The following is a 21,727-nucleotide window of genomic DNA, read 5'->3' as shown; positions in this document are numbered from 1 at the left end:
CATGGACAGCAAACGCAGCAAAGATCGGCCGGAAGCCCTGGCCGATCGCGTCTACCACCAGCTAAAAAATGACATCTTTGATTTTCGTCTGATGCCGGGCGACCGCTTCAGCGAAAGCGAAGTCGCGGAACGTATGGACGTCAGCCGCACCCCGGTGCGTCAGGCCCTGTTTCGTCTTGAGCGTGAGGGCTATGTCGAAGTGTGGTTTCGCAGCGGCTGGCAGGTGCGTCAGTTTGACTTCGAATATTTCGAAGAGCTGTATGACCTGCGCACCGTGCTGGAGTGCGAGGCAGTCAAACGCCTGTGTCGCCTGCCCGCAGATGATTGTGCGGCACTGCTGACGCGCCTGACCTGCTTCTGGATCGATGAGCCGCGTCTGGAAGATGGCATAGCCGTTTCGCTACACGATGAAGCCTTCCATATCGCCCTGGTCGCCGCGGCAGGCAACAGCGAAATCGCCCGCATCCACAGCGAATTAACCGAGAAAATCCGCATTATCCGCCGTCTCGACTTCACCCGCGAAGACCGGATCAGCGCGACCTATAACGAACACGCCCGCATTCTGCGTGCGGTATTGCATCAGCACAGTGAGGAGGCCCAGCGCATTCTGACCGACCATATTGCCGTCAGTCGCGCCGAAGTCAGGAAAATCACCATTCATATGCTCCAGCAGGCAAGGTTACACACCGTTTCATCCAACTAATCTTTCAATACATTTAGGGGTTTACTGATGAAGAGACGTTCACTGCTCAAGGCCTTCGCGCTTTCTGCCACCGTAGTCAGCATGGGATTGTCCTGGAGCGCTCAGGCCGCCGATACCATCAAAGTGGGCATCATGCATTCGCTGTCCGGTACGATGGCGATTTCTGAAACACCACTGAAAGACGTGGCACTGATGACCATTGAAGAGATCAATGCCAAAGGCGGCGTGCTGGGTAAAAAGCTGGAACCAGTGGTGGTTGACCCGGCCTCCAACTGGCCGCTGTTTGCGGAAAAAGCCCGTCAGCTGCTGACTCAGGATAAAGCCGCCGTGGTATTTGGCTGCTGGACCTCGGTTTCGCGTAAATCCGTGCTGCCGGTTTTCGAGGAGCTGAACGGACTGCTGTTCTACCCGGTGCAGTATGAAGGCGAGGAGATGTCTCCAAACGTCTTCTACACCGGGGCAGCACCAAATCAGCAGGCGATTCCGGCGGTGGAATACCTCATGAGTGAAGACGGCGGCAGCGCCAAACGCTTCTTCCTGCTGGGCACCGACTATGTCTATCCGCGTACCACCAATAAGATCCTGCGCGCCTTCCTGCACTCAAAAGGGGTGAAAGACAGCGACATCGAAGAGGTCTATACGCCGTTTGGCTACAGCGATTACCAGACCATTGTTTCTAATATCAAAAAATTCTCTGCCGGGGGCAAAACGGCCGTGGTCTCAACCATCAACGGCGATTCCAACGTTCCTTTCTATAAAGAGCTGGCGAACCAGGGGCTGAAAGCCACCGACGTCCCGGTAGTGGCCTTCTCGGTCGGTGAAGAAGAGTTGCGCGGCATCGACACCAAACCGCTGGTGGGTAACCTGGCGGCGTGGAACTACTTCGAATCAGTGGATAACCCGACCAATGCTAAGTTCGTGGCAGCTTATCGCGCCTATGCCAAAGCCCACAAATTGCCGAACGCCGATACCGTGGTGACCAACGACCCGATGGAAGCCACCTATGTCGGCATCCATATGTGGGCGCAGGCGGTAGAGAAAGCCGGCTCCACCGATGTGGATAAAGTGCGTGCAGCGATGGCCGGACAGACCTTTGCCGCGCCGGATGGTTTTACCCTGACGATGGACCAGACCAACCACCATCTGCACAAGCCGGTAATGATTGGCGAAATCGAAGATAACGGTCAGTTCAACGTCGTCTGGCAGACCGACAAACCGGTGCGTGCCCAGCCATGGAGCCCATATATCGCCGGCAACGACAAGAAGCCCGATCATCCGGTGAAAACCAGCAATTAATCCCGTGTAACCCCAGGGCCAGGCATGCCTGGCCCCTACGCCGAACAATGCTGTACGGGTCGGCACGTCTGGCCCCTACGCCGAACAATGTTGTACGGGTCGGGCACGCCTGGCCCCTACGCCGAACAATGTTGTACGGGTCGGGCAGCCTGGCCCCTACGCCGAACAATGTTGTACGGGTCGGGCATGCCTGGCCCCTACGCCGAACAATGCTGTACGGGTCGGCATGCCTGGCCCCTACGCCTAACAATGTTGTAGGGGTCGGGCATGCCCGACCCGTTATTTCTCCGGAGCCATAATGATGCGATTCCTGGTGTTACTGCTGTTCAGCCTGCCGCTTCTGGCCCAGGCAGGCCCGGCCGCCGACTTTGCCGCCGCCAGCCGCAGCGATCAACTGACACTCTTACAGCAGTGGGCCGCCGCACCGAATGCCAACCGCCTGCCTTTATTGCAGGCGCTGCACAGCGAAAACGTGGTGCTGGATGAACACAAACAGCCCTTTACCCGAACCAAAGACCAACTGGTCCCGCTGGAAGGCAACGCGGCGCCCGTGGGGGCAACCAAAAAATTATTTGTGAACAACCGACTGCGCGTGATGATTACCTCTGCGCTCGCCGCACACCAGTTGGTCAGCCCGATTACCCCCATTCGCCTGCACGCCGCGCGCGCCTTGCAGAATGAAGCCAATATCGACCAGCTACCGCTGCTGAAACAGCGTCTGGCCGCCGAGGAAGATGCTACCGTTCATGCGGTGCTGGCCCAGGCTGTTGCCGGATTACAGCTGGCGGATCCTAACCCGCTGGTGCGTCTGGACGCGGTAAAACGGCTGGGAGAAACCAGCGATCCGCAAACGCAGGCCAGCCTGGAACACCTGCTGCAACCCCAGAATGAAGCCGATGCCCGCGTGCGTGCGGCGGCAGCCGATAGCCTGAAACAGATTCGTTATCGCCTGCTGCCCGGCGATATTTTAGGTCAGGCTTTTACCGGCCTGTCGCTGGGCTCGGTGCTGCTGCTGGCCGCCCTTGGACTGGCGATCACCTACGGCCTGCTGGGGGTCATCAATATGGCCCACGGTGAAATGCTGATGATCGGCGCTTATGCCACCTGGATTGTGCAAAACCTGTTCCAGCGCTTCGCCCCGGAGTGGCTGGCCTTTTATCCGCTGCTGGCCCTGCCGGCCGCCTTCTTTATCACCGCCGCCATCGGCATGGCGCTGGAACGCACCATCATCCGCCATCTGTACGGCCGCCCGCTGGAAACCCTGCTTGCCACCTGGGGCATCAGCCTGATGCTGATCCAACTGGTGCGCATCCTGTTTGGCGCGCAAAACCTGGAAGTGGCGAACCCGCCGTGGCTGTCCGGTGGTTTGCAGGTGCTGCCTAATCTCGTGCTGCCGTACAACCGCCTGGCGGTGATCCTGTTTGTCATCGGCGTGCTGGTTCTCACCTGGCTGCTGCTGAATAAAACCCGCCTTGGCATGAACGTGCGTGCGGTGACACAAAACCGGGCGATGGCCGACTGCTGCGGTGTGCCTACCGGGCGCGTCGACATGCTGGCGTTTGGCCTCGGTTCCGGCATTGCCGGGCTGGGCGGCGTGGCGCTGTCGCAGCTGGGCAATGTCGGCCCGGAGCTGGGCCAGGGCTACATCATCGACTCCTTCCTGGTGGTGGTGACCGGTGGCGTTGGGCAGTTGGCAGGCACGGTGGTGGCCGCACTCGGCCTCGGCATCCTGAACAAAGTGCTGGAGCCGCAGATCGGCGCGGTGCTCGGTAAGATCCTGATCCTGGTGTTGATCGTGCTGTTTATTCAGAAACGACCGCAGGGACTGTTCGCCTTTAAAGGGAGGGTGATTGACTGATGACGCAACCCATAACGCTGACCCTGGCACGAAAAGCCCCGCGCCTGACGACCGCGCTGGGTGCGGTGGTACTGCTGCTCTTGCTGCTATTGCCGTTCCTCGCGCTGCTGCCCGCCGACCACCCGCTATTTATGTCGACTTACACCCTGACGCTGGTGGGGAAAATCCTCTGCTACGCCATTGTGGCGGTGGCGCTGGACCTGGTGTGGGGCTACGCCGGGCTGCTATCCCTCGGGCACGGACTGTTCTTCGCTCTCGGCGGCTATGCCATGGGCATGTACCTGATGCGCCAGGCCTCCGGTGAGGGGCTGCCTGCATTCATGTCGTTCCTGTCCTGGACCGAGATGCCATGGTTCTGGGCAGGCACGCAGCATTTCGCCTGGGCACTGTGCCTGATTGTGCTGGTGCCAGGCCTGCTGGCGCTGGTCTTTGGCTGGTTCGCCTTCCGTTCAAAAATCAAAGGCGTCTACTTCTCGATTATGACCCAGGCGCTGACCTATGCCGGGATGTTACTGTTCTTTCGCAATGAAACCGGCTTTGGCGGTAACAACGGCTTTACCGGATTCACCACCCTGCTCGGCTTCCCGGTGACGGCGACCGGCACACGCATTGGGTTGTTTATGGCCACGGTGCTGCTGCTGGCGGCCAGTCTGGCGGTGGGCCTGCTGCTGGCACGCAGCAAATTTGGCCGGGTGCTGACGGCGGTGCGCGATGCGGAAAACCGCCTGATGTTCTGCGGCTATGATCCCCGGGGATTTAAGCTGTTTGTCTGGACGCTGTCTGCCGTGCTGTGCGGGCTGGCCGGGGCGCTGTATGTGCCGCAGGTGGGCATTATCAACCCTGGTGAAATGTCGCCCACTAACTCGATTGAGGCGGCTATCTGGGTCGCGCTTGGCGGGCGCGGCACGCTGATTGGCCCGCTGCTCGGTGCCGGGATCGTTAACGGCGCCAAAAGCTGGTTCACCGTTGCCTTCCCCGAATACTGGCTGTTTTTCTTAGGCCTGATGTTTATCCTCGTCACGCTGTTCCTGCCGCGCGGCGTGATTGGCCTGCTGCGCAGGAGGAAACATGACTGAGCACCTGTTTACCCAGCCCCACCGCGCCGACCGTCACCGTGAACAGACGGATCCGGTGTTACAGCTGGAGAATATCAATGTGTCGTTTGACGGTTTCAAAGCGCTGACTGACCTCTCCTTACAGATTGGCGTTGGCGAACTGCGCTGCGTGATCGGCCCGAACGGCGCGGGGAAAACCACGCTGATGGATGTGATCACTGGCAAAACCCGCCCGGATAATGGCCGGGTGATCTACGACCAGAGCATCGACCTGACCACCCTTTCCCCGGTGGAAATCGCCCGCATCGGCATTGGGCGTAAATTCCAGAAACCGACGGTGTTTGAAGCGCTGACGGTATTTGAAAATCTGGAAATTGCCTTAAAAACCGATAAATCGGTCTGGGCCAGTCTGCGTGCCAGACTGAACAGTGAACAACAGGATCGCATTACCGAGGTGTTGAAACTGCTGCGCCTTGGCAGTGAACGCCAGCGCCCGGCGGGCCTGCTGTCCCACGGGCAGAAACAGTTTCTGGAGATTGGCATGTTACTGGTGCAGGACCCGCATCTGCTGTTACTGGATGAGCCAGCCGCTGGCATGACCGATGCAGAAACCGACTACACCGCCGAACTGTTCCGCACTCTTGCCGGTAAACATTCGCTGATGGTGGTGGAACACGATATGGGCTTTGTTGAAACCATTGCTGACCATGTGACGGTGCTGCATCAGGGCCAGGTGCTGGCCGAAGGATCGCTGCGCGATGTGCAGGCAAACGATCAGGTGATTGAAGTCTATCTGGGGCGATAATATGTTACAGGTCTCTGAACTACATCAATATTATGGCGGCAGCCACATTCTGCGTGGACTGTCATTTGAAACCAAACCCGGCGAGATCACTTGTCTGCTGGGGCGTAACGGCGTGGGGAAAACTACGTTGCTGAAATGCCTGATGGGGCTGATCCCGGCGAAATCTGGCAGCATCAACTGGCAGGGGCAAACGATCAACCAGCGCAAACCGCACCAGCGGGTGCAGGCCGGGATCGCCTATGTGCCCCAGGGTCGGGAGATCTTCCCGCGTCTGACGGTGGAAGAGAATTTGCTGATGGGACTGGCACGCTTTTCAGGCAGCCAGGCCACGCAGGTGCCGGAGGAGATCTGGCAACTCTTTCCGGTTCTGTGGCAGATGAAACAGCGGCGCGGCGGCGATCTGTCCGGTGGTCAGCAGCAACAGCTGGCGATCGGCCGGGCGCTGGCCTGTAAACCGCAACTGCTGATCCTCGATGAACCCACCGAAGGGATCCAGCCTTCGGTGATCAAAGAGATCGGGGCGGTGATCCGCCAGCTGGCCGCACGCGGGGATATGGCGATCCTGCTGGTCGAACAGTTTTACGATTTCGCCGCCGGGCTGGCCGACAATTATCTGGTGATGTCACGGGGGGAGATCGTCCAGCGTGGCCTGGGAAGGGAGATGGAAAATGACGGCGTGCGCGGGCTGGTAACGATCTGACTCTTCTACTGGTCAGGCATAGCGGCTACTCCTTGCGGAAACCGGCATGCCTGACCCAGGGTTTGCAGCACTATCCTATTGAAGGTAAACTGCAAAACAGGTAAAACGCAGCAGGCAATCGTTTTCGTTCACCCTCATTTCTCTCCGCGATAATGGAAAAAAGACTCATGGAAATCCGGCGCGACGAGCGTATCAATAAGCTGGCCCAGGCGCTGAAACGCACCGATAAAATCCATCTGAAAGAAGCGGCTCATCTGCTTGGCGTGTCTGAGATGACCATTCGTCGCGATCTGAGTAGCGGTCCGGGCGTTGTGGTTCTGCTGGGGGGATATATCGTCAGCGATCCGATGCGTCATCAGAACCATTATTTTGTTTCCGATCAGCAGGAGCAGAATGTCGATCGCAAACGTCTGTTGGGGCAGCGTGCCGCCGCGTTGATCCAGCCGGAAGAGACGGTGTATTTCGATTGCGGCACCACGGTGCCGTGGATCATCGATGCCATCGACGAAGACCTTCCGTTTACCGCGGTTTGCTGCGCCATGAACACTTTTCTGGCCCTGAAAGAAAAAACCGCCTGCCGGGTGATCTTGTGCGGTGGCGAATTCCATCCAGACAACGCCATTTTCACACCGCTGGGCACGCAGTCAGTGATGGACAGCCTGTGTCCCGATAAAGCCTTTATTTCCGCCGCTGGCATCGATATCCGGCAGGGTGCCAGTTGCTACAACCTGAGTGAATTGCCGATGAAACATCTGGCATTACAGCGTGCGCGTTCGCGCCTGCTGGTGGCAGACAGCAGCAAATTTGGCAAAGTGCTGCCTGCTCGCATTGCCGATCTCAGTGCGTTCGACGGCCTGATCAGCGATGCCGCGCCCGGTGAAGATATCGGCATTGAGGTTATCGCCTCGTAAGTATCGGGCGCCGGATATCGTAGGGGTCGGGCATGCCCGACCCGCAAACATCCTCACCAGCGATTCAAAATCGCCTCACCATCGCGCAGACGCCGCAGGTTCTCACACACTCCCGCCACATTGCCCTCCAGTGAAATATCGGTCACGCCGCCAATGTGCGGCGTGGCGATCACATTGTGGTGGAACAGCACATCCTGCGGGTCGGGCGGTTCCTGCCAGAAGACATCCAGCCCGGCACCGGCCAACGGCCCATTCTCCAGCGCCGCCAGCAGCGCCGGTTTCTCAATCAGACCGCCGCGCCCAAGGTTAATCAGGAAGCTGCCCTGCTTCATCTTCGCCAGCGCAGGCTCATCAATAATATGATGCGTTTCCGGGTTGTCCGGTAAACTCAGCACCACAAAATCCGCCTCGCGCAGCAGGTGCGGTAAACGCTCCATGCCGCCAACCCAGTCCAGGCGATGCTGACGGGCAAAATCATCAGACGCCTGACGTTTCACGCCAATCATGCGCATATCAAACGCGGCGAGCCGCTGCGCCAGCGCTTTACCGATGCCGCCCAGCCCCACCAATCCGACGGTCTTGCCTTTCAGCCCCATGCCGACCGGCAGGCCCAGCTGACGGGTAGCCAGCATCTGCGGCACTTCGCTGGCCTTACGTGCCAGGCCGATCATCATCCAGATCCCCAGTTCCGCAACGGAATCTGCATTGCCGGATCGGTCCGATGGCACATTGGCCACGGTAATACCGCGCTGGCGAGCCGTCTCAATATCCACCCCTTCCAGCCCGGCTCCCGCCTGCTGGATCAGCTTCAGGCGATCGGCTGTCTGTAAGAGACGTTGATTGACCTTCGCCATGCCGGGGATCAGCGCATCAAAACCCGCCAGGCTCTCTGCCGCATGCCCGGCAGAAGCAACAAATTCGACATCGGGGAGTCTCTGACGGAACTGCTGGATCATCCCACCCCAGGCATTTTCTTCCGCCGCGATCAGAACTTTCATCGATATCTCCATCATTTATAAGGCAAAAAATGAGCTTAGACGGCTACGGTCATAAATCAAACAGAAATCAGGCAGATCCGTTGATATCGGGATAATCCTCTGCGTTCCGGCTGTGAATAAGGGGGGAAACCAGCTAAACTCCGCTATCTGAGTGGGCACCCTTATGCCCCTGCTAATTAAGAGGCTCAAACTAACGTGGCTCAATTCGTCTATAGCATGCATCGCGTCGGCAAAGTCGTTCCGCCGAAGCGTCATATTTTGAAAAACATCTCCCTCAGCTTCTTCCCTGGCGCCAAGATCGGCGTACTGGGTCTGAACGGGGCAGGTAAATCTACGCTGCTGCGCATCATGGCGGGCATCGATAAAGACATCGAAGGGGAAGCGCGTCCGCAGCCAGGCCTGAAAATTGGCTATCTGGAGCAGGAACCGAAGCTTAACCTGGAACACACCGTTCGTGAGTCGGTAGAAGAAGCCGTTTCCGAAGTGGTCAACGCGCTGAAAGGTCTGGACGAGGTGTACGCTAAGTACGCAGAGCCGGATGCAGACTTCGACAAACTTGCCGCGCAACAGGGCAAGTTTGAAGAAATCATCCAGGCGCACGACGGCCACAATCTGAACACCCAGCTCGAACGTGCCGCTGATGCGCTGCGTCTGCCGGACTGGGATGCGAAGATTGGCACTCTTTCCGGGGGTGAACGCCGCCGCGTTGCGCTGTGCCGTCTGCTGCTGGAAAAGCCAGACATGCTGCTGCTCGACGAACCAACGAACCACCTGGATGCGGAATCCGTAGCCTGGCTGGAACGCTTCCTGCACGACTTCGAAGGGACCGTTGTGGCGATTACGCACGACCGTTACTTCCTCGATAACGTGGCCGGTTGGATTCTGGAGCTGGACCGTGGTGAAGGGATTCCATGGGAAGGTAACTACTCTTCATGGCTGGAGCAAAAAGATGCGCGTCTGGCGCAGGAAGCCTCCTCCGAAGCGGCTCGTCGTAAATCGATTGAGAAAGAGCTGGAGTGGGTGCGTAAAGGCGCTAAAGGCCAGCAATCTAAAGGCAAGGCGCGTCTGAACCGCTTTGAAGAGCTGAACAACGCCGAATACCAGAAGCGTAACGAGACCAACGAACTGTTTATTCCACCTGGCGCACGCCTGGGCGATAAAGTGGTTGAGGTCAACAACCTGCGCAAATCTTACGGTGACCGTCTGCTGATTGACGATCTCTCCTTCTCTGTTCCGAAAGGTGCGATTGTTGGCATCATCGGTCCGAACGGCGCGGGTAAATCGACCCTGTTCCGCATGATGTCCGGTCAGGAACAGCCTGATTCCGGTAGCATCGTACTGGGCGAGACCGTGAAGCTGGCGTCAGTGGATCAGTTCCGCGACAGCATGGATGGGTCTAAAACCGTATGGGAAGAAGTGTCCGGCGGTCAGGACATCATGCGTATCGGCAACACCGAGATGCCAAGCCGTGCCTACGTTGGCCGCTTTAACTTTAAAGGGGTTGATCAGGGTAAACGCGTTGGCGAGCTGTCCGGTGGTGAGCGTGGTCGTCTGCATCTGGCTAAACTGTTACAGGTTGGCGGCAACATGCTGCTGCTGGATGAACCAACCAACGACCTGGATATTGAAACCCTGCGCGCGCTGGAAAACGCCCTGCTGGAGTTCCCGGGCTGTGCCATGGTGATCTCGCATGACCGTTGGTTCCTGGACCGTATTGCCACCCACATTCTGGATTACCAGGATGAAGGCAAGATCGAGTTCTTCGAAGGTAACTTTACTGAATACGAAGAGTACAAGAAACGTACGCTGGGTGCGGAAGCGCTTGAGCCAAAACGTATTAAGTACAAGCGTATGATCAAGTAAGCGACCGGGCTTACGGGGCGACCAAAAAAAGGTCGCCCCCCTACGTATAAAACTCCCGAAACACCGGCGACTGCATCGCAAAATCAATAAACCGCGACAGCGCAGGCGAGTTCAACTTACGGCTTGGGTACACCAGCCACAGCTCATTCCCCTCCACTTCCCACTCCGGCAGCACCTGCACCAGATCGCCCTGCGACAACACCTCATCGGTTAAAAAACGCGGCAACAGCGTAATACCCGCTTTGCCCAGCGCACACTCGCGCGCATACACCAGATTATCGGTCATATGCGTGGGCGGCAGCAGCCAGCGATAATATTCCTCATCACGTTTAAGCACCCATTCGGTCCAGGCGCGGTGCGCAATGCAGCGGTGTGCGGAGAGCTGGCCGGGATGGGTCAGCGGCGGCAACGATGCCAGATACTCTGGCGATGCCACCAGCAGGCGCTGGCAGTAGCCAATACGGCGGCCAATCAGCGACGAATCCTGCGGCCTTCCGGTGCGCAGCGCCACATCAAAGCCATCCTGCACCAAATCGCGGATTTCATCGGAAACTGACACATCCAGCGTCACATCGGGATATTCCTGCTGAAAGGCCGTATTGAAACGCGCCAGCAGCGTGGCACCAATGCCGGCAGGAGAGGTAATGCGCAGCCGCCCGCTGGGATTATCGCGCAGTCGCTCAATCGCCATACCGGCGCGTTCACTGGCCTGCAGCATCTCCTGGCAGTGCACCAGATAGCGCTCGCCCGCAAAGGTCAGGTTGAGCTGGCGCGTGGTACGGTTAATCAGCCGCAACCCCAGCGCCTGCTCCAGCTGGCTGACGCGCTGGCTGACGCTGGATTTCGGTAAACCCGCACGATTCGCCGCAGCGGTAAAACTCCCGCACTCGGCCACCAGCGCAAACAGCGCCATATCCTGCAACTGTTTAAACATGATTGTTCACCTCAAACGAACACTGCGTGCATCATTGTCCATCTTATCATTCGTTTGCTGATTACCTACACTGAGAGACAATTATTCAGGTATTCAGGAGAAACACTATGACCATTAAAGCCATTGCCATCAGCCCGGAAAACCCGCAGCAGTTTATTGAAATCCAGCAACCCCAGCCAACGCCGGGTGAATACGATCTGCTGGTCGACGTCAAAGCCGCATCAGTCAACCCGGTGGATACCAAAGTCCATAAAGGCGCACAGAAAAATGGCATGCAACAGCCACGCGTGCTCGGCTGGGATGCCAGCGGTATCGTGCTGGCCGTGGGCAGCAAGGTCAGTGGTTTTAAAACGGGCGATGAAGTCTATTACGCAGGCGACATTACCCGGCCAGGTAGCAATGCCAGCCAGCAGTTGATTGATGCGCGGATTACCGGCCACAAGCCTCGCTCACTGGATTGGGCAGAATCTGCCGCCATCCCGCTGACTGCACTGACAGCGTGGGAAGGCCTGTTTGATCGTCTGCAACTCGAAAGTGCCACAGCAGGCAAAACGCTGCTGATTGTAGGCGGCGCAGGCGGCGTCGGTTCGCTGGCGATCCCTCTGGCCAAACTGCGCAGCAAAGTGACGGTGATCGCCACGGCATCACGCCCTGATTCAGCACAGTGGTGTCAGGATCGTGGCGCCGACCTGGTGATCGACTACCGTGATATGGCTGGAGAGCTCGCGAAGCATGATATCAAACAGGTGGACTACATTTTCTGCCTGAACGATACCGATGGTCACTGGGAAGCGATGAGCACACTGATCGCACCACAAGGGCATATCTGTACCATCGTTGAAAACGAGAAACCGTTAAACATGGATCACCTGAAGCTGAAAAGTGCCGCGCTGCATTTTGAGTTTATGTACACACGAAGCATGTTCACCACGCCGGATATCGCCCGTCAGGGAGAGATTCTGGATGCCACTGCCGCGCTGCTGGATGACGGTAAGCTGGCAGGTTCACTGAGCAAAACCCTGCATGGGCTGAGCGTAGAAACACTGACAGAAGCCCACCAGCTAGTGCTGGACGGCCATATGCGTGGCAAAGTGGTGATGGTGTATTAAGTTTCACCGTGGCGGGCCGATCGGAAAAAAGGATCGGCCCCTGCGGCGGGGCAGCGATGTTTAAGCGCCCAGCATCTCTTTCACCAGTTCGACGCAGCGCAGGAAGCGCTCGTCGTAGTTGTCCTGCTCAACGTGAACATAGTTGATGTTATTCTCGCCAAGCATGGCGATCAGCAGTGACTGGAACTCTTTGCGATCCACCGAGCTGCCCAGGCTGCGCAGCCCATCGGCCACCCAGGGCACGTTGTTTTCCACCAGGATCACCAGATCGAAACGATACTCGTCAATCAGCGCCTGAACAAACGGATGCTCACGGCCTTCATACTTTTTACAGAATGCCTGCGTGGTCACAAAGTCAGTGTCGATAAACGCCACTTTATTGGCGTATTTCACCGCAAAGTCGATGTACTGCGCCTGGCCGAGGGCGATCTTATCGTAGTCAGAATACTGTAACGCCATCTCGTCGCCGCCCAGATGCGAGAAGACGTAATCGCGGCCAAACTCCCAGGCACTGGTGGTATTGAAGATATTCGCCAGCTTATTGACCAGTGTGGATTTCCCGCTCGATTCACCGCCGAGTATCGCCACAGTGCGCACGAAGAAGGGCTTCACTTCAGTGGGAATATATTCCCAGTAGCGGAACGGATCCTGACGAATCTGCCCGCCGCTAATGTTCATAAATGAACGTTTTGGATCGATAACAATGGTCTCGACACCGAGGTGGGTACTGAACTGCTCGGCATCCCCCTCTTCACTGGTGTAGATACAGTTCGGCACAATGCCGTGATCGTCCATAAACGACTGCACGCCGTGGCTCCAGACGTCCCAGCCGTACGGATACGGCTCCATTCCCTCTTCATTGAATGAGTGAATACGGATGTTTTTCTGGTATTTAAAGGTCTGGAGCAGCCAGCGCAGACGGTCGCTGACCGTGGGCTGCTGTGACATGGCGCTGGCTTCAAACAGCTGACGATCGCGCGGCTCATCGTAACCCATGATGATATGCAGCTCGTCCACCTGGCTACAGGCGCGCTGGATCAGATAAATATGGCCGGTATGAAGCGGATAGAATTTACCAAACACCACGCCAATGGTTTTCTCGCGACGCGGAAACTCCAGCCCGAGAAAACGGTGCAGCGCCTCCAGCTTCTGCGCGCTGGGGCTTTTGATTTTCGCATTCAGCAGCTGACTGAGGTACCCCTTGGTCATACCGCTGGCATCAGATACCTGCTGTAAGGTGCAGCCCTGCTGGCGAATGGCGGTTTTAAGGTAGTCAAACGATGACATGGACTCACTCCATTATAATTCGTCAAGTATAGACAACGCGTCAGCCAGCTTCTTCACACCGTACACTTTCATATTTTCCGGTGGCTTCTTCGGCACATTCGCTATCGGCACAATGGCGCGGCGGAAACCATGTTTAGCCGCCTCGGAAATACGCTCCTGACCACTTGGCACCGGGCGGATCTCCCCCGCAAGCCCCACTTCACCAAACACCACCAGATCGTGCGGTAACGGGCGGTCACGCAGACTGGAAACCATCGACAGCATCAGGGCCAGGTCGGCACTGGTTTCCGTGACTTTCACTCCACCCACGACGTTGACGAACACATCCTGATCGGCCATTTGCAGGCCGCCGTGGCGGTGCAATACGGCCAGCAGGATCGCCAGACGGTTCTGCTCCAGGCCCACTGCAACGCGCCGCGGATTACCCATCATCGAATGATCCACCAGCGCCTGAATCTCCACCAGCAGCGGACGTGTTCCTTCCCACAGCACCATCACTGAACTGCCGGAGGTGACTTCGTCGCCACGGCTTAGGAATATCGCCGATGGGTTGCTCACTTCACGCAGCCCCTGCTCGGTCATGGCAAACACGCCCAGCTCATTCACCGCACCAAAGCGGTTTTTATGGCTGCGCAGGGTACGGAAACGCGAGTCCGCATCACCATCCAGCAGTACCGAACAGTCAATACAGTGTTCCAGCACCTTCGGCCCTGCCAGGGAACCGTCTTTCGTCACGTGGCCCACCATCACGATGGCGACACCTTTGGTTTTGGCGAAACGGGTCAGATAGGCTGCGGTTTCACGCACCTGCGCGACACTACCGGGAGAGGACTGGATATCGGCCATATGCATCACCTGTATCGAGTCGATCACCATCAGTTTCGGCTGCTCCTGCTCGGCGATCAGGCAGATTTGCTCGATGCTGGTTTCCGACAGCATATTCAGATTTTCAGTGGGTAATCCCAGACGATGGGCGCGCATCGCCACCTGTTGCAGCGACTCTTCCCCGGTGACATACAGGGTTTTCATCCCTTCTGACAGCTTGCACAGGGTTTGCAACAGCAGGGTACTTTTCCCCGCGCCGGGGTTACCCCCGATCAGAATCGCACTGCCCGGGACCACACCACCGCCCAGCACACGGTCAAACTCTTTAAAACCGGTGGAAAACCGCGGGAGTTCGTCGAGACTGATGTCCGACAGTTTCTGCACGCGGCTTGGCCCGGCGCTACCGGCGTAACCTGTCAGGCGCTCATTGCGCGCAACAACAGGCGATGCCGCCAGACGCACCTCAGTAATCGTATTCCATGCATGGCAGGCGCTACATTGGCCCTGCCAGCGAGGATAATCTGCGCCGCACTCGTTACAGACAAAGGCGCGCTTTACCGCTTTGGCCAAATCTACCCCTTAACGCTCTTCGTGGATCAGGCTGCCGCTGAGAATACAGAAGACGCCCATCAGGTCAGCATGACGAATAATCACTTCGGTCTGCTCGTTCACTTTCGGTTTGGCATGATAGGCGATGCCCAGCGCTGAGGCTTTGATCATCGGCAGATCATTGGCGCCATCACCGACGGCCACCGTCTGCTCTGGAGCAATCTCAAACCGGGCAGCCAGCTTACGCAACGTGTCTGCCTTATATTGTGCATCAACGATGTCGCCCAGCACTTCGCCGGTCAGCTTGCCATCGCGGATTTCCAGCACGTTGGCGGCAATCGCCGACAGGTGCAGCGTATCGCGCAGGTATTCAGCAAAGTACGTGAAGCCGCCGGAAGCAATCGCTACATGCCAGCCCAGCGCCTGCAGCTTAGCAACCAGCGAAGTCAGGCCCGGCATCAACGGTAGCTGGTCACGCACGGTTTTCAGAATGTTGGCATCGGCATCTTTCAACGTGGCCACACGCTGACGCAGGCTGGCGGCGAAGTCCAGTTCACCGCGCATCGCACGCTCGGTGACTTCCGCCACCAGCTCGCCGCTGCCCGCCAGTTTGGCGATCTCGTCGATGCATTCGATTTCAATCGCCGTGGAGTCCATGTCCATCACCAGCAGACCTGGCGTTTTCAGGTGGGGAATGCGCCCTAACGGAGCAACATCCATGCCCGCATCGTGGGCCAGCTTCATCGCACGCGGTGTCAGGGAACCGGCCAGGCGTACCACCTGATAATCCTCCACCACCCAGGCACTGACGATCACCATCGCAGCGCCTAACTGGCGCTGATATTCTGTCAGTCGGGCCTTATCGAGTTGGCGCCCATACAGCAACCAGCCGGTACGGCCAGCACGGTAATCCAACGGCATCACTTCATCACCGCTCAAAGATAGAGGTAACCCCGGCCAGAGAGAGACTTCGGCAGGCAGGTCGCACCAGGTGAGGCTATTTGGCATCACAGCTCCTGTAAGGACTTAATTATCACTATTGTTGCTCAACATAGGCAGAGCATTAAAACCACGCAAGAGGCTACCCTGTAAGCCCGCCTTCTGGCAACATAAAGCTAATGACCGGAAAGCGGTTCTTTCTCCAGGATTGAAGGGTTGAGATGGCAAAAGCCAAACTGAAGTTTCGTCTTCACCGTACGGTGATCGTCCTGATTTGCCTGACACTCCTGGTCGTGCTGATGCAGGGCGCCTCGTGGTTCAGTCTGGGGCACCAGATGGCGCGTTCTGAACAGGTTGAAGAACTGGCCCATACGCTGACACGCCAGGTCGCCTGGACGCTGACGCCGCTGATGGACAATCCGGATGATAATCATCAAAAAATTATCGATTCACTCGACCAGATGACCCATGAAAGCCGCATTCTTGATGCTTCACTGTATGACAGCGAGGGAAGTTTGATCGCACACAGCGGTGAAAGCATTAACGTACGCGACCGCCTGGCACTGGATGGCCAGCGTGCCGGTAGTTACTTTAACCATCAGATTGTCCAGCCGCTGGCGAGCAAAGACGGCCCGCGCGGATTTCTGCGCGTCACGCTGGATACCCATGTACTGGTCACCGAAGCTAAGCAGGTGGATAACACCACCAATATACTGCGCTTAATGATGATCCTGGCGTTGGCCATCGGCATTATTCTCTCCCGTACTCTGCTGCGCGATCGTCGTACCCGCTGGCAGCAGTCGCCGTTCCTGCTCACCGCAAACAATCCGGTGAAAGAGGATGATGACGAGAGTGAAACAGACGCTGAAACAGTCGGTAGCCCTCCGGCTTCCGATACAGAAAATAAAGCGACGTCTTCCTTATCTAACAGCAAATAAAGCTATTCCGTTGAAATAGCTTTTCGTGTTCTGTACTCCTTTTCACCTCAGCTGCATCTTAAACACTCCCGAGCGCTTATGCGTTCTTGATGCCTGAAAACTAAGGAGTACAACGATGAAACGGAGCTTTATTATCATCACGATGACCACTGTGGGCCTGTGTTTTTCTGCTGCTGCTGTTGCCGCAGATCAATCCGGGATCGCTGTTTATTCCACTCAAAAAGAGTTGAAATCCCTGTCGTCAGATGGCCTGGATAATTACGGGAAAACGTTTAACGTTACGCTGAAAAATACCACAGCGAAAAATATCGACTTGCAGATGTTTTGCCTGAAAGGGTATTCGCGTGATGGCCGGGAATTCCCGGTTGACCGTGTTGATGAGCATCTGGCGCGCGGGAAATTAAAACCTCAGGGCAAAGTCACAGGGCCGGTGATTTTCTCTGCCGCTGACGACAGTGTGTTTGATATCAACCGGGTGAAGATTACGGACAAATGTCGTTAATGAAGGTCGGCTGTGCGCGGCATTTCGCGTGATTTTTTGAAAGGAACGCTGATAAACGGAGGCTGGCTGAATGCCAGCCTCGCGGGAGAAATTACTCTTTATCGCCCAGCAACACAGATTCCAGCGCGATTTCAATCATCTCGCTGAAGGTGGTCTGACGCTCTGCGGCGGTGGTCTGCTCATGGGTACGGATATGGTCAGATACGGTGCAGATGGTCAGCGCTTTGGCGCCAAACTCTGCGGCCACGCCGTAGATGCCTGCAGCTTCCATTTCCACACCCAGAATGCCGTACTTTTCCATCACGTCGAACATCTGTGGGTCTGGCGTATAGAACAGGTCAGCAGAGAAGATGTTGCCCACACGCGCTTTCACACCCAGCGCTTTCGCTGCATCAACCGCGTTACGGACCATGTCAAAATCAGCAATCGCTGAGAAATCGTGGTCTTTAAAACGCATGCGGTTCACTTTGGAATCGGTGCAGGCACCCATACCAATCACCACGTCACGCAGTTTCACATCGGCACGTACCGCACCGCAGGAGCCCACACGGATGATTTTTTTCACGCCGAATTCGGTGATCAGCTCTTTCGCATAGATAGAGCAAGACGGGATGCCCATGCCATGACCCATGACGGAGATCTTACGGCCTTTGTAAGTCCCGGTGTAGCCCAGCATACCGCGCACGTTATTCACTTCCACGGCGTCCTGCAGGAAGGTCTCAGCAATGTGCTTTGCACGCAGCGGATCGCCCGGCATCAGCACAACGTCAGCGAAATCACCCATCTCAGCGTTAATGTGTGGCGTAGCCATGTTTCATCCTTATCTCAAAAAATAGAGTGTTACTTCAACCTTCAGAATAACGGCTTACCGTATTCCATGGGTGAAAGACCAAAATAGTGAGCGACCGTCTGACCGATATCGGCGAAGGTATCGCGATAACCGTAATCACCCGGCTTCACGCCCGGCCCGTAAATCAGCACAGGAATATGCTCGCGGGTATGCTCGGTGCCCTGCCAGCTTGGGTCACAGCCGTGGTCAGCGGTGAGGATCAGGATATCCCCTTCTTTCACCTGTGCCATCAGCTCAGGCAAACGGCGGTCGAATAACTCCAGCCCACCGGCATAGCCAGGAATATCGCGGCGGTGTCCCCAGGTTGAGTCAAAATCAACAAAGTTAGTGAACACAATACTGTTGTCCGGCGCTGTTTTCATTTCAGCGACAGTGGCATCAAACAGCGCATCCAGGCCGGTCGCCTTCACCTTTTTGGTGATGCCGACATGCGCATAGATATCCGCAATTTTACCCACTGAAATCACTTCACCGCCCTGCTCGTCAACCAGTTTTTTAAGGACGGTTGGCGCAGGCGGCTCTACCGCCAGGTCGTGACGATTCCCGGTACGCTCGAAGTTTCCTGCTTTGTCGCCAATAAACGGACGCGCAATCACGCGGCCAATATTGTACCCCCCTTCGGTAAGCGCTTCACGGGCAATCTCGCAAAGTTCGTAGAGGCGATCAAGGCCGAAGGTCTCTTCGTGGCAGGCAATCTGGAACACCGAGTCGGCAGAGGTATAGAAAATCGGCTTACCGGTTTTCATATGTTCTTCGCCCAGTTGGTCGAGGATCACCGTGCCGGAAGAGTGGCAGTTGCCGAGATAACCCGGCAAATTGGCTTTTTCCACCAACAGATCGAGCAGCTCCTGCGGGAAGCTATTTTCCAGATCGCTGAAGTACCCCCAGTCAAACAGCACAGGTACACCGGCGATTTCCCAGTGACCCGACGGCGTGTCCTTCCCGGAGGAGAGCTCGCTGGCGTATGCGTAAGCGCCAATAATCTCGGCGTCTTTATCCAGCCCCAGCGGGAATTTACCGCTAGAGGCTTCCGCCGCTTTACCTAAACCCAGTGCCGTGAGGTTGGGCAGATGGAGTGGGCCTTTACGCCCTTTGTCTGCTTCACCCTTGAAGCACGCCTCAGCAATATGTCCGAGGGTATCCGAGCCTTTATCGCCAAACTTGTCGGCGTCTTTGCTGTACCCGATCCCAAAGGAATCAAGCACCATGATAAATGCACGTTTCATCCTGATCTCCTGCGCGATAGTCGCGATGAGCGTTAAAAAAATGCGATCAGAACAGAATACTCCTTCTCAGGATATTCTGCGATAAATAACTGGCGTTGAGGCGGGTACGCCCTCCCCAACGGCAACGGCGCGTTTTACCGCGCTGGCCGCTTCCTGCCAGCTGGCTTCATCAGACGCGTGGATCACGGCCAGCGGACGCTGACCGTCCACCGCATCACCCAGTTGCGCCACATCGCTGAAACCTACGCTGTAATCAATACTGTCACTGGCGCGACGACGGCCGCCACCCAGCGATACTACCGCCATGCCAAGTGCACGCGTGTCCATGGCATTAACGATGCCAGGCCTGTCGGCAAACACCGCTTTGCTCAACATCGGTGCAGGCAAATAACTGTCCATCCGTTCAATAAAGTCTGTCGGTCCTTTCTGTGCTGCCACCATACGGGCAAATATTTCAGCCGCACGGCCATTATCCAGCACAGCCTGAAGCTTGCTGCGCGCATCATCTGCCGACGTTGCCAGGCCACCGGAGAGCAGCATCTCGCTGCACAGCGCCATCGTCACTTCCAGCAGTCGCGGATTGCGGTATTCACCGGTGAGGAACTGCACCGCTTCGCGCACTTCCAGCGCATTTCCTGCACTGGATGCCAGCACCTGATTCATGTCCGTCAGCAACGCGGTGGTCTTGCATCCCGCGCCGTTCGCCACGCCAACAATCGCCTGCGCCAGCGCCTCTGATTTTTCAAACGTCGGCATAAACGCACCTGACCCCACTTTCACATCCATCACCAGCGCATCCAGGCCTTCAGCCAGTTTTTTGGCGAGGATCGACGCCGTAATCAGCGGAATCGAGTCAACTGTGGCGGTAATATCACGTGTGGCATAGAAACGTTTATCTGCCGGTGCCAGTGAGTTGGTCTGGCCAATGATCGCCACACCCACTTCTTTAATGATCTGGCGGAAACGATCGTCCTGCGGAAAAATATCAAAGCCGGGGATCGCCTCAAGTTTATCCAGCGTGCCGCCGGTATGACCAAGGCCACGGCCAGAGATCATCGGTACATAGCCGCCGCAGGCCGCGACCATTGGCCCCAGCATCAGGGAGGTCACATCGCCAACGCCCCCCGTGGAGTGTTTATCCACCACCGGGCCATTGAGATTAAGCGCCTTCCAGTTGAGTACCGAACCGGAGTCACGCATGGCCATGGTTAACGCCACGCGCTCAGGCAACGACATATCGTGGAAGTAAATCGTCATTGCCAGTGCAGCAATCTGCCCTTCAGAGACCGTGTTATCACGCACACCATTGATAAAGAAACGGATCTCTTCTTCACTTAGCGCCTGTCCATCACGTTTTTTTCGAATAATTTCTTGTGGCAGAAACACGGTAACCCCCGGTATTAATAGCGAAAATGGTTCAACGGGTCGGGCATGCCCTACCCCTACGGGTAAACAGGATGGTGATACCCGCCGTCACAGCGGTCAGGCAGACCTGACCCGTCAGCTGTTAGTATTTGCTGTCGCTGGTTGCGCCTGAGAAGCCCGCCGCATTTAACAGACTGGCCAGCAGGCTGGAAGCGCCAAAACGGAAATGGCGGGCATCGGCCCAGTCGCTGCCCAGAATGTCATCTGCCAGTTTCAGATACAGTGCAGCATCATCGGCGGTGCGCACGCCACCGGCAGGCTTAAAGCCGACCTGCTGCTTGACCCCTTTTTCGGCAATCACACGCATCATGATTTCCGCCACAGCAGGGGTGGCGTTAACCGGCACTTTGCCCGTTGAGGTTTTGATAAAGTCAGCGCCTGCATCGATGGCAATTTCGGATGCTTTGCGGATCAGTGCTTCCTCTTTCAGCTCACCCGTTTCAATAATTACTTTTAACAGCACGTTAGCGTCTGAACACGCAGTTTTACAGGCTTTTACCAGCTCAAATCCGACGGTTTCGTTACCCGCAATCAATGCGCGATACGGGAATACCACATCCACTTCATCCGCACCGTAGGCGATCGCTGCACGGGTTTCCGCCAGTGCAATATCAATATCATCGTTGCCGTGCGGGAAGTTGGTCACCGTAGCGATGCGAATGTCTGGGGTCCCCTGCTCACGCAGCGTCTTGCGGGCAATCGGAATAAAACGCGGGTAGATACAGATGGCTGCCGTGTTACCACCCGGAGATTTCGCCTGGTGACATAACGCGATCACTTTAGCGTCAGTATCATCCTCATTGAGCGTGGTTAAATCCATCAGTTGCAGCGCACGCAGCGCCTGAGTTTTCACATCGGACATCGTTCTCTCCAGACAGGTTTTATGAGGGCGGGGTCGACATATACTCAACCCGCGACGCCCTGTAATGTTAAAATTATAACAGTCAGCATTAG

20 protein-coding genes are annotated in these 21,727 nt (G+C 56.6%); 11 read left to right on the top strand and 9 right to left on the bottom strand.

Annotation, left to right across the window (positions count from 1 at the left end; translation table 11 throughout):
• The first annotated feature begins 1 nt into the window (after position 1).
• The 7 genes from FY046_RS20770 (at position 2) to deoR (ending at position 7,328) form a co-directional block, all read left to right on the top strand.
• A complete protein-coding gene (locus FY046_RS20770) occupies positions 2 to 703 on the top strand; it encodes a GntR family transcriptional regulator (protein WP_159336862.1) in 702 nt (233 codons plus the stop codon).
• Positions 704 to 730: 27 nt separating this feature from the next.
• Positions 731 to 1,999: an urea ABC transporter substrate-binding protein gene (urtA, locus tag FY046_RS20765; protein WP_167863346.1), complete on the top strand. Its 1,269-nt coding sequence runs from the start codon at positions 731 to 733 to the stop codon at positions 1,997 to 1,999.
• A gap of 298 nt (positions 2,000 to 2,297) precedes the next feature.
• A complete protein-coding gene (gene urtB, locus FY046_RS20760; RefSeq protein WP_422718011.1) occupies positions 2,298 to 3,857 on the top strand; it encodes an urea ABC transporter permease subunit UrtB in 1,560 nt (519 codons plus the stop codon).
• The gene (urtC, locus tag FY046_RS20755; RefSeq protein WP_133842384.1) at positions 3,857 to 4,933 is read left to right on the top strand and encodes an urea ABC transporter permease subunit UrtC; all 1,077 of its coding nucleotides are present in this window, start codon (positions 3,857 to 3,859) and stop codon (positions 4,931 to 4,933) included. The genes urtB and urtC overlap by 1 nt, the downstream gene beginning before the upstream one ends.
• Complete coding sequence (urtD, locus tag FY046_RS20750) at positions 4,926 to 5,717, top strand: urea ABC transporter ATP-binding protein UrtD (RefSeq protein WP_167863345.1); 792 nt, start codon at positions 4,926 to 4,928, stop codon at positions 5,715 to 5,717. The genes urtC and urtD overlap by 8 nt, the downstream gene beginning before the upstream one ends.
• Before the next feature lies 1 nt (position 5,718).
• The gene (gene urtE, locus FY046_RS20745) at positions 5,719 to 6,417 is read left to right on the top strand and encodes an urea ABC transporter ATP-binding subunit UrtE (RefSeq protein ID WP_167863344.1); all 699 of its coding nucleotides are present in this window, start codon (positions 5,719 to 5,721) and stop codon (positions 6,415 to 6,417) included.
• A gap of 167 nt (positions 6,418 to 6,584) precedes the next feature.
• Entirely contained in the window at positions 6,585 to 7,328 is a 744-nt protein-coding gene (deoR, locus tag FY046_RS20740; RefSeq protein ID WP_167863343.1) for a DNA-binding transcriptional repressor DeoR, read from the top strand.
• A 53-nt stretch (positions 7,329 to 7,381) separates the two neighbouring features.
• Here the strand turns inward: deoR and FY046_RS20735 are convergent, their stop codons facing one another.
• Entirely contained in the window at positions 7,382 to 8,326 is a 945-nt protein-coding gene (locus FY046_RS20735) for a 2-hydroxyacid dehydrogenase (protein ID WP_133842389.1), read from the bottom strand.
• Positions 8,327 to 8,521: 195 nt separating this feature from the next.
• Between FY046_RS20735 and ettA the strand changes: the two genes are divergently transcribed.
• Positions 8,522 to 10,189, top strand: coding sequence for an energy-dependent translational throttle protein EttA (gene ettA, locus FY046_RS20730; RefSeq protein ID WP_133842390.1), 1,668 nt, complete (start codon positions 8,522 to 8,524; stop codon positions 10,187 to 10,189).
• A 40-nt stretch (positions 10,190 to 10,229) separates the two neighbouring features.
• Here ettA and FY046_RS20725 read toward each other — a convergent pair whose 3' ends face one another.
• Positions 10,230 to 11,126: a LysR family transcriptional regulator gene (locus tag FY046_RS20725; protein ID WP_133842391.1), complete on the bottom strand. Its 897-nt coding sequence runs from the start codon at positions 11,124 to 11,126 to the stop codon at positions 10,230 to 10,232.
• A 104-nt stretch (positions 11,127 to 11,230) separates the two neighbouring features.
• Between FY046_RS20725 and FY046_RS20720 the strand changes: the two genes are divergently transcribed.
• A complete protein-coding gene (locus FY046_RS20720) occupies positions 11,231 to 12,232 on the top strand; it encodes a zinc-binding alcohol dehydrogenase family protein (RefSeq protein WP_167863342.1) in 1,002 nt (333 codons plus the stop codon).
• A 60-nt stretch (positions 12,233 to 12,292) separates the two neighbouring features.
• Here FY046_RS20720 and nadR read toward each other — a convergent pair whose 3' ends face one another.
• From nadR to serB, 3 genes are read right to left on the bottom strand one after another with little or no spacing between them, the layout of a single operon-like run.
• Complete coding sequence (gene nadR, locus FY046_RS20715) at positions 12,293 to 13,519, bottom strand: multifunctional transcriptional regulator/nicotinamide-nucleotide adenylyltransferase/ribosylnicotinamide kinase NadR (RefSeq protein ID WP_133842393.1); 1,227 nt, start codon at positions 13,517 to 13,519, stop codon at positions 12,293 to 12,295.
• 12 nt (positions 13,520 to 13,531) lie between these two features.
• Positions 13,532 to 14,914, bottom strand: a complete 1,383-nt coding sequence (gene radA / locus FY046_RS20710; protein WP_133842394.1) for a DNA repair protein RadA — start codon at positions 14,912 to 14,914, stop codon at positions 13,532 to 13,534.
• Positions 14,915 to 14,923: 9 nt separating this feature from the next.
• Positions 14,924 to 15,901 carry a phosphoserine phosphatase gene (gene serB, locus FY046_RS20705; RefSeq protein ID WP_133842395.1) on the bottom strand — a complete coding sequence of 326 codons (978 nt, stop codon included), beginning with the start codon at positions 15,899 to 15,901 and terminating at the stop codon, positions 14,924 to 14,926.
• Positions 15,902 to 16,053: 152 nt separating this feature from the next.
• On the opposite strand from serB, the gene FY046_RS20700 reads away from it, so the two are divergent.
• Entirely contained in the window at positions 16,054 to 16,770 is a 717-nt protein-coding gene (locus FY046_RS20700) for a YtjB family periplasmic protein (protein ID WP_133842396.1), read from the top strand.
• 115 nt (positions 16,771 to 16,885) lie between these two features.
• Entirely contained in the window at positions 16,886 to 17,272 is a 387-nt protein-coding gene (locus tag FY046_RS20695) for a DUF4354 family protein (RefSeq protein WP_159336856.1), read from the top strand.
• 91 nt (positions 17,273 to 17,363) lie between these two features.
• Here FY046_RS20695 and deoD read toward each other — a convergent pair whose 3' ends face one another.
• The 4 genes from deoD to deoC form a co-directional block, all read right to left on the bottom strand.
• Positions 17,364 to 18,083 carry a purine-nucleoside phosphorylase gene (gene deoD, locus FY046_RS20690; RefSeq protein WP_133842398.1) on the bottom strand — a complete coding sequence of 240 codons (720 nt, stop codon included), beginning with the start codon at positions 18,081 to 18,083 and terminating at the stop codon, positions 17,364 to 17,366.
• A gap of 41 nt (positions 18,084 to 18,124) precedes the next feature.
• Positions 18,125 to 19,348, bottom strand: coding sequence for a phosphopentomutase (deoB, locus tag FY046_RS20685; protein WP_167863341.1), 1,224 nt, complete (start codon positions 19,346 to 19,348; stop codon positions 18,125 to 18,127).
• A gap of 66 nt (positions 19,349 to 19,414) precedes the next feature.
• Complete coding sequence (gene deoA, locus FY046_RS20680; protein WP_133842400.1) at positions 19,415 to 20,734, bottom strand: thymidine phosphorylase; 1,320 nt, start codon at positions 20,732 to 20,734, stop codon at positions 19,415 to 19,417.
• A gap of 121 nt (positions 20,735 to 20,855) precedes the next feature.
• Positions 20,856 to 21,635: a deoxyribose-phosphate aldolase gene (gene deoC / locus FY046_RS20675; protein WP_133842401.1), complete on the bottom strand. Its 780-nt coding sequence runs from the start codon at positions 21,633 to 21,635 to the stop codon at positions 20,856 to 20,858.
• Positions 21,636 to 21,727 lie beyond the last annotated feature (92 nt).

The organism is Erwinia sp. 1181_3, assembly GCF_052824965.1.
This window is presented reverse-complemented; position numbering and strand designations above follow the sequence as displayed.

Excerpts from the sequence above, each read along its gene's own strand:
- FY046_RS20770 (WP_159336862.1), top strand. The coding sequence starts at position 2 with ATGGACAGCAAACGCAGCAAAGATCGGCCGGAAGCCCTGGCCGATCGC.
- urtA (WP_167863346.1), top strand. The coding sequence starts at position 731 with ATGAAGAGACGTTCACTGCTCAAGGCCTTCGCGCTTTCTGCCACCGTA.
- urtB (WP_422718011.1), top strand. The coding sequence starts at position 2,298 with ATGATGCGATTCCTGGTGTTACTGCTGTTCAGCCTGCCGCTTCTGGCC.
- urtC (WP_133842384.1), top strand. The coding sequence starts at position 3,857 with ATGACGCAACCCATAACGCTGACCCTGGCACGAAAAGCCCCGCGCCTG.
- urtD (WP_167863345.1), top strand. The coding sequence starts at position 4,926 with ATGACTGAGCACCTGTTTACCCAGCCCCACCGCGCCGACCGTCACCGT.
- urtE (WP_167863344.1), top strand. The coding sequence starts at position 5,719 with ATGTTACAGGTCTCTGAACTACATCAATATTATGGCGGCAGCCACATT.
- deoR (WP_167863343.1), top strand. The coding sequence starts at position 6,585 with ATGGAAATCCGGCGCGACGAGCGTATCAATAAGCTGGCCCAGGCGCTG.
- FY046_RS20735 (WP_133842389.1), bottom strand. The coding sequence starts at position 8,326 with ATGAAAGTTCTGATCGCGGCGGAAGAAAATGCCTGGGGTGGGATGATC.
- FY046_RS20720 (WP_167863342.1), top strand. The coding sequence starts at position 11,231 with ATGACCATTAAAGCCATTGCCATCAGCCCGGAAAACCCGCAGCAGTTT.
- nadR (WP_133842393.1), bottom strand. The coding sequence starts at position 13,519 with ATGTCATCGTTTGACTACCTTAAAACCGCCATTCGCCAGCAGGGCTGC.
- serB (WP_133842395.1), bottom strand. The coding sequence starts at position 15,901 with ATGCCAAATAGCCTCACCTGGTGCGACCTGCCTGCCGAAGTCTCTCTC.
- FY046_RS20700 (WP_133842396.1), top strand. The coding sequence starts at position 16,054 with ATGGCAAAAGCCAAACTGAAGTTTCGTCTTCACCGTACGGTGATCGTC.
- FY046_RS20695 (WP_159336856.1), top strand. The coding sequence starts at position 16,886 with ATGAAACGGAGCTTTATTATCATCACGATGACCACTGTGGGCCTGTGT.
- deoD (WP_133842398.1), bottom strand. The coding sequence starts at position 18,083 with ATGGCTACGCCACACATTAACGCTGAGATGGGTGATTTCGCTGACGTT.
- deoB (WP_167863341.1), bottom strand. The coding sequence starts at position 19,348 with ATGAAACGTGCATTTATCATGGTGCTTGATTCCTTTGGGATCGGGTAC.
- deoC (WP_133842401.1), bottom strand. The coding sequence starts at position 21,635 with ATGTCCGATGTGAAAACTCAGGCGCTGCGTGCGCTGCAACTGATGGAT.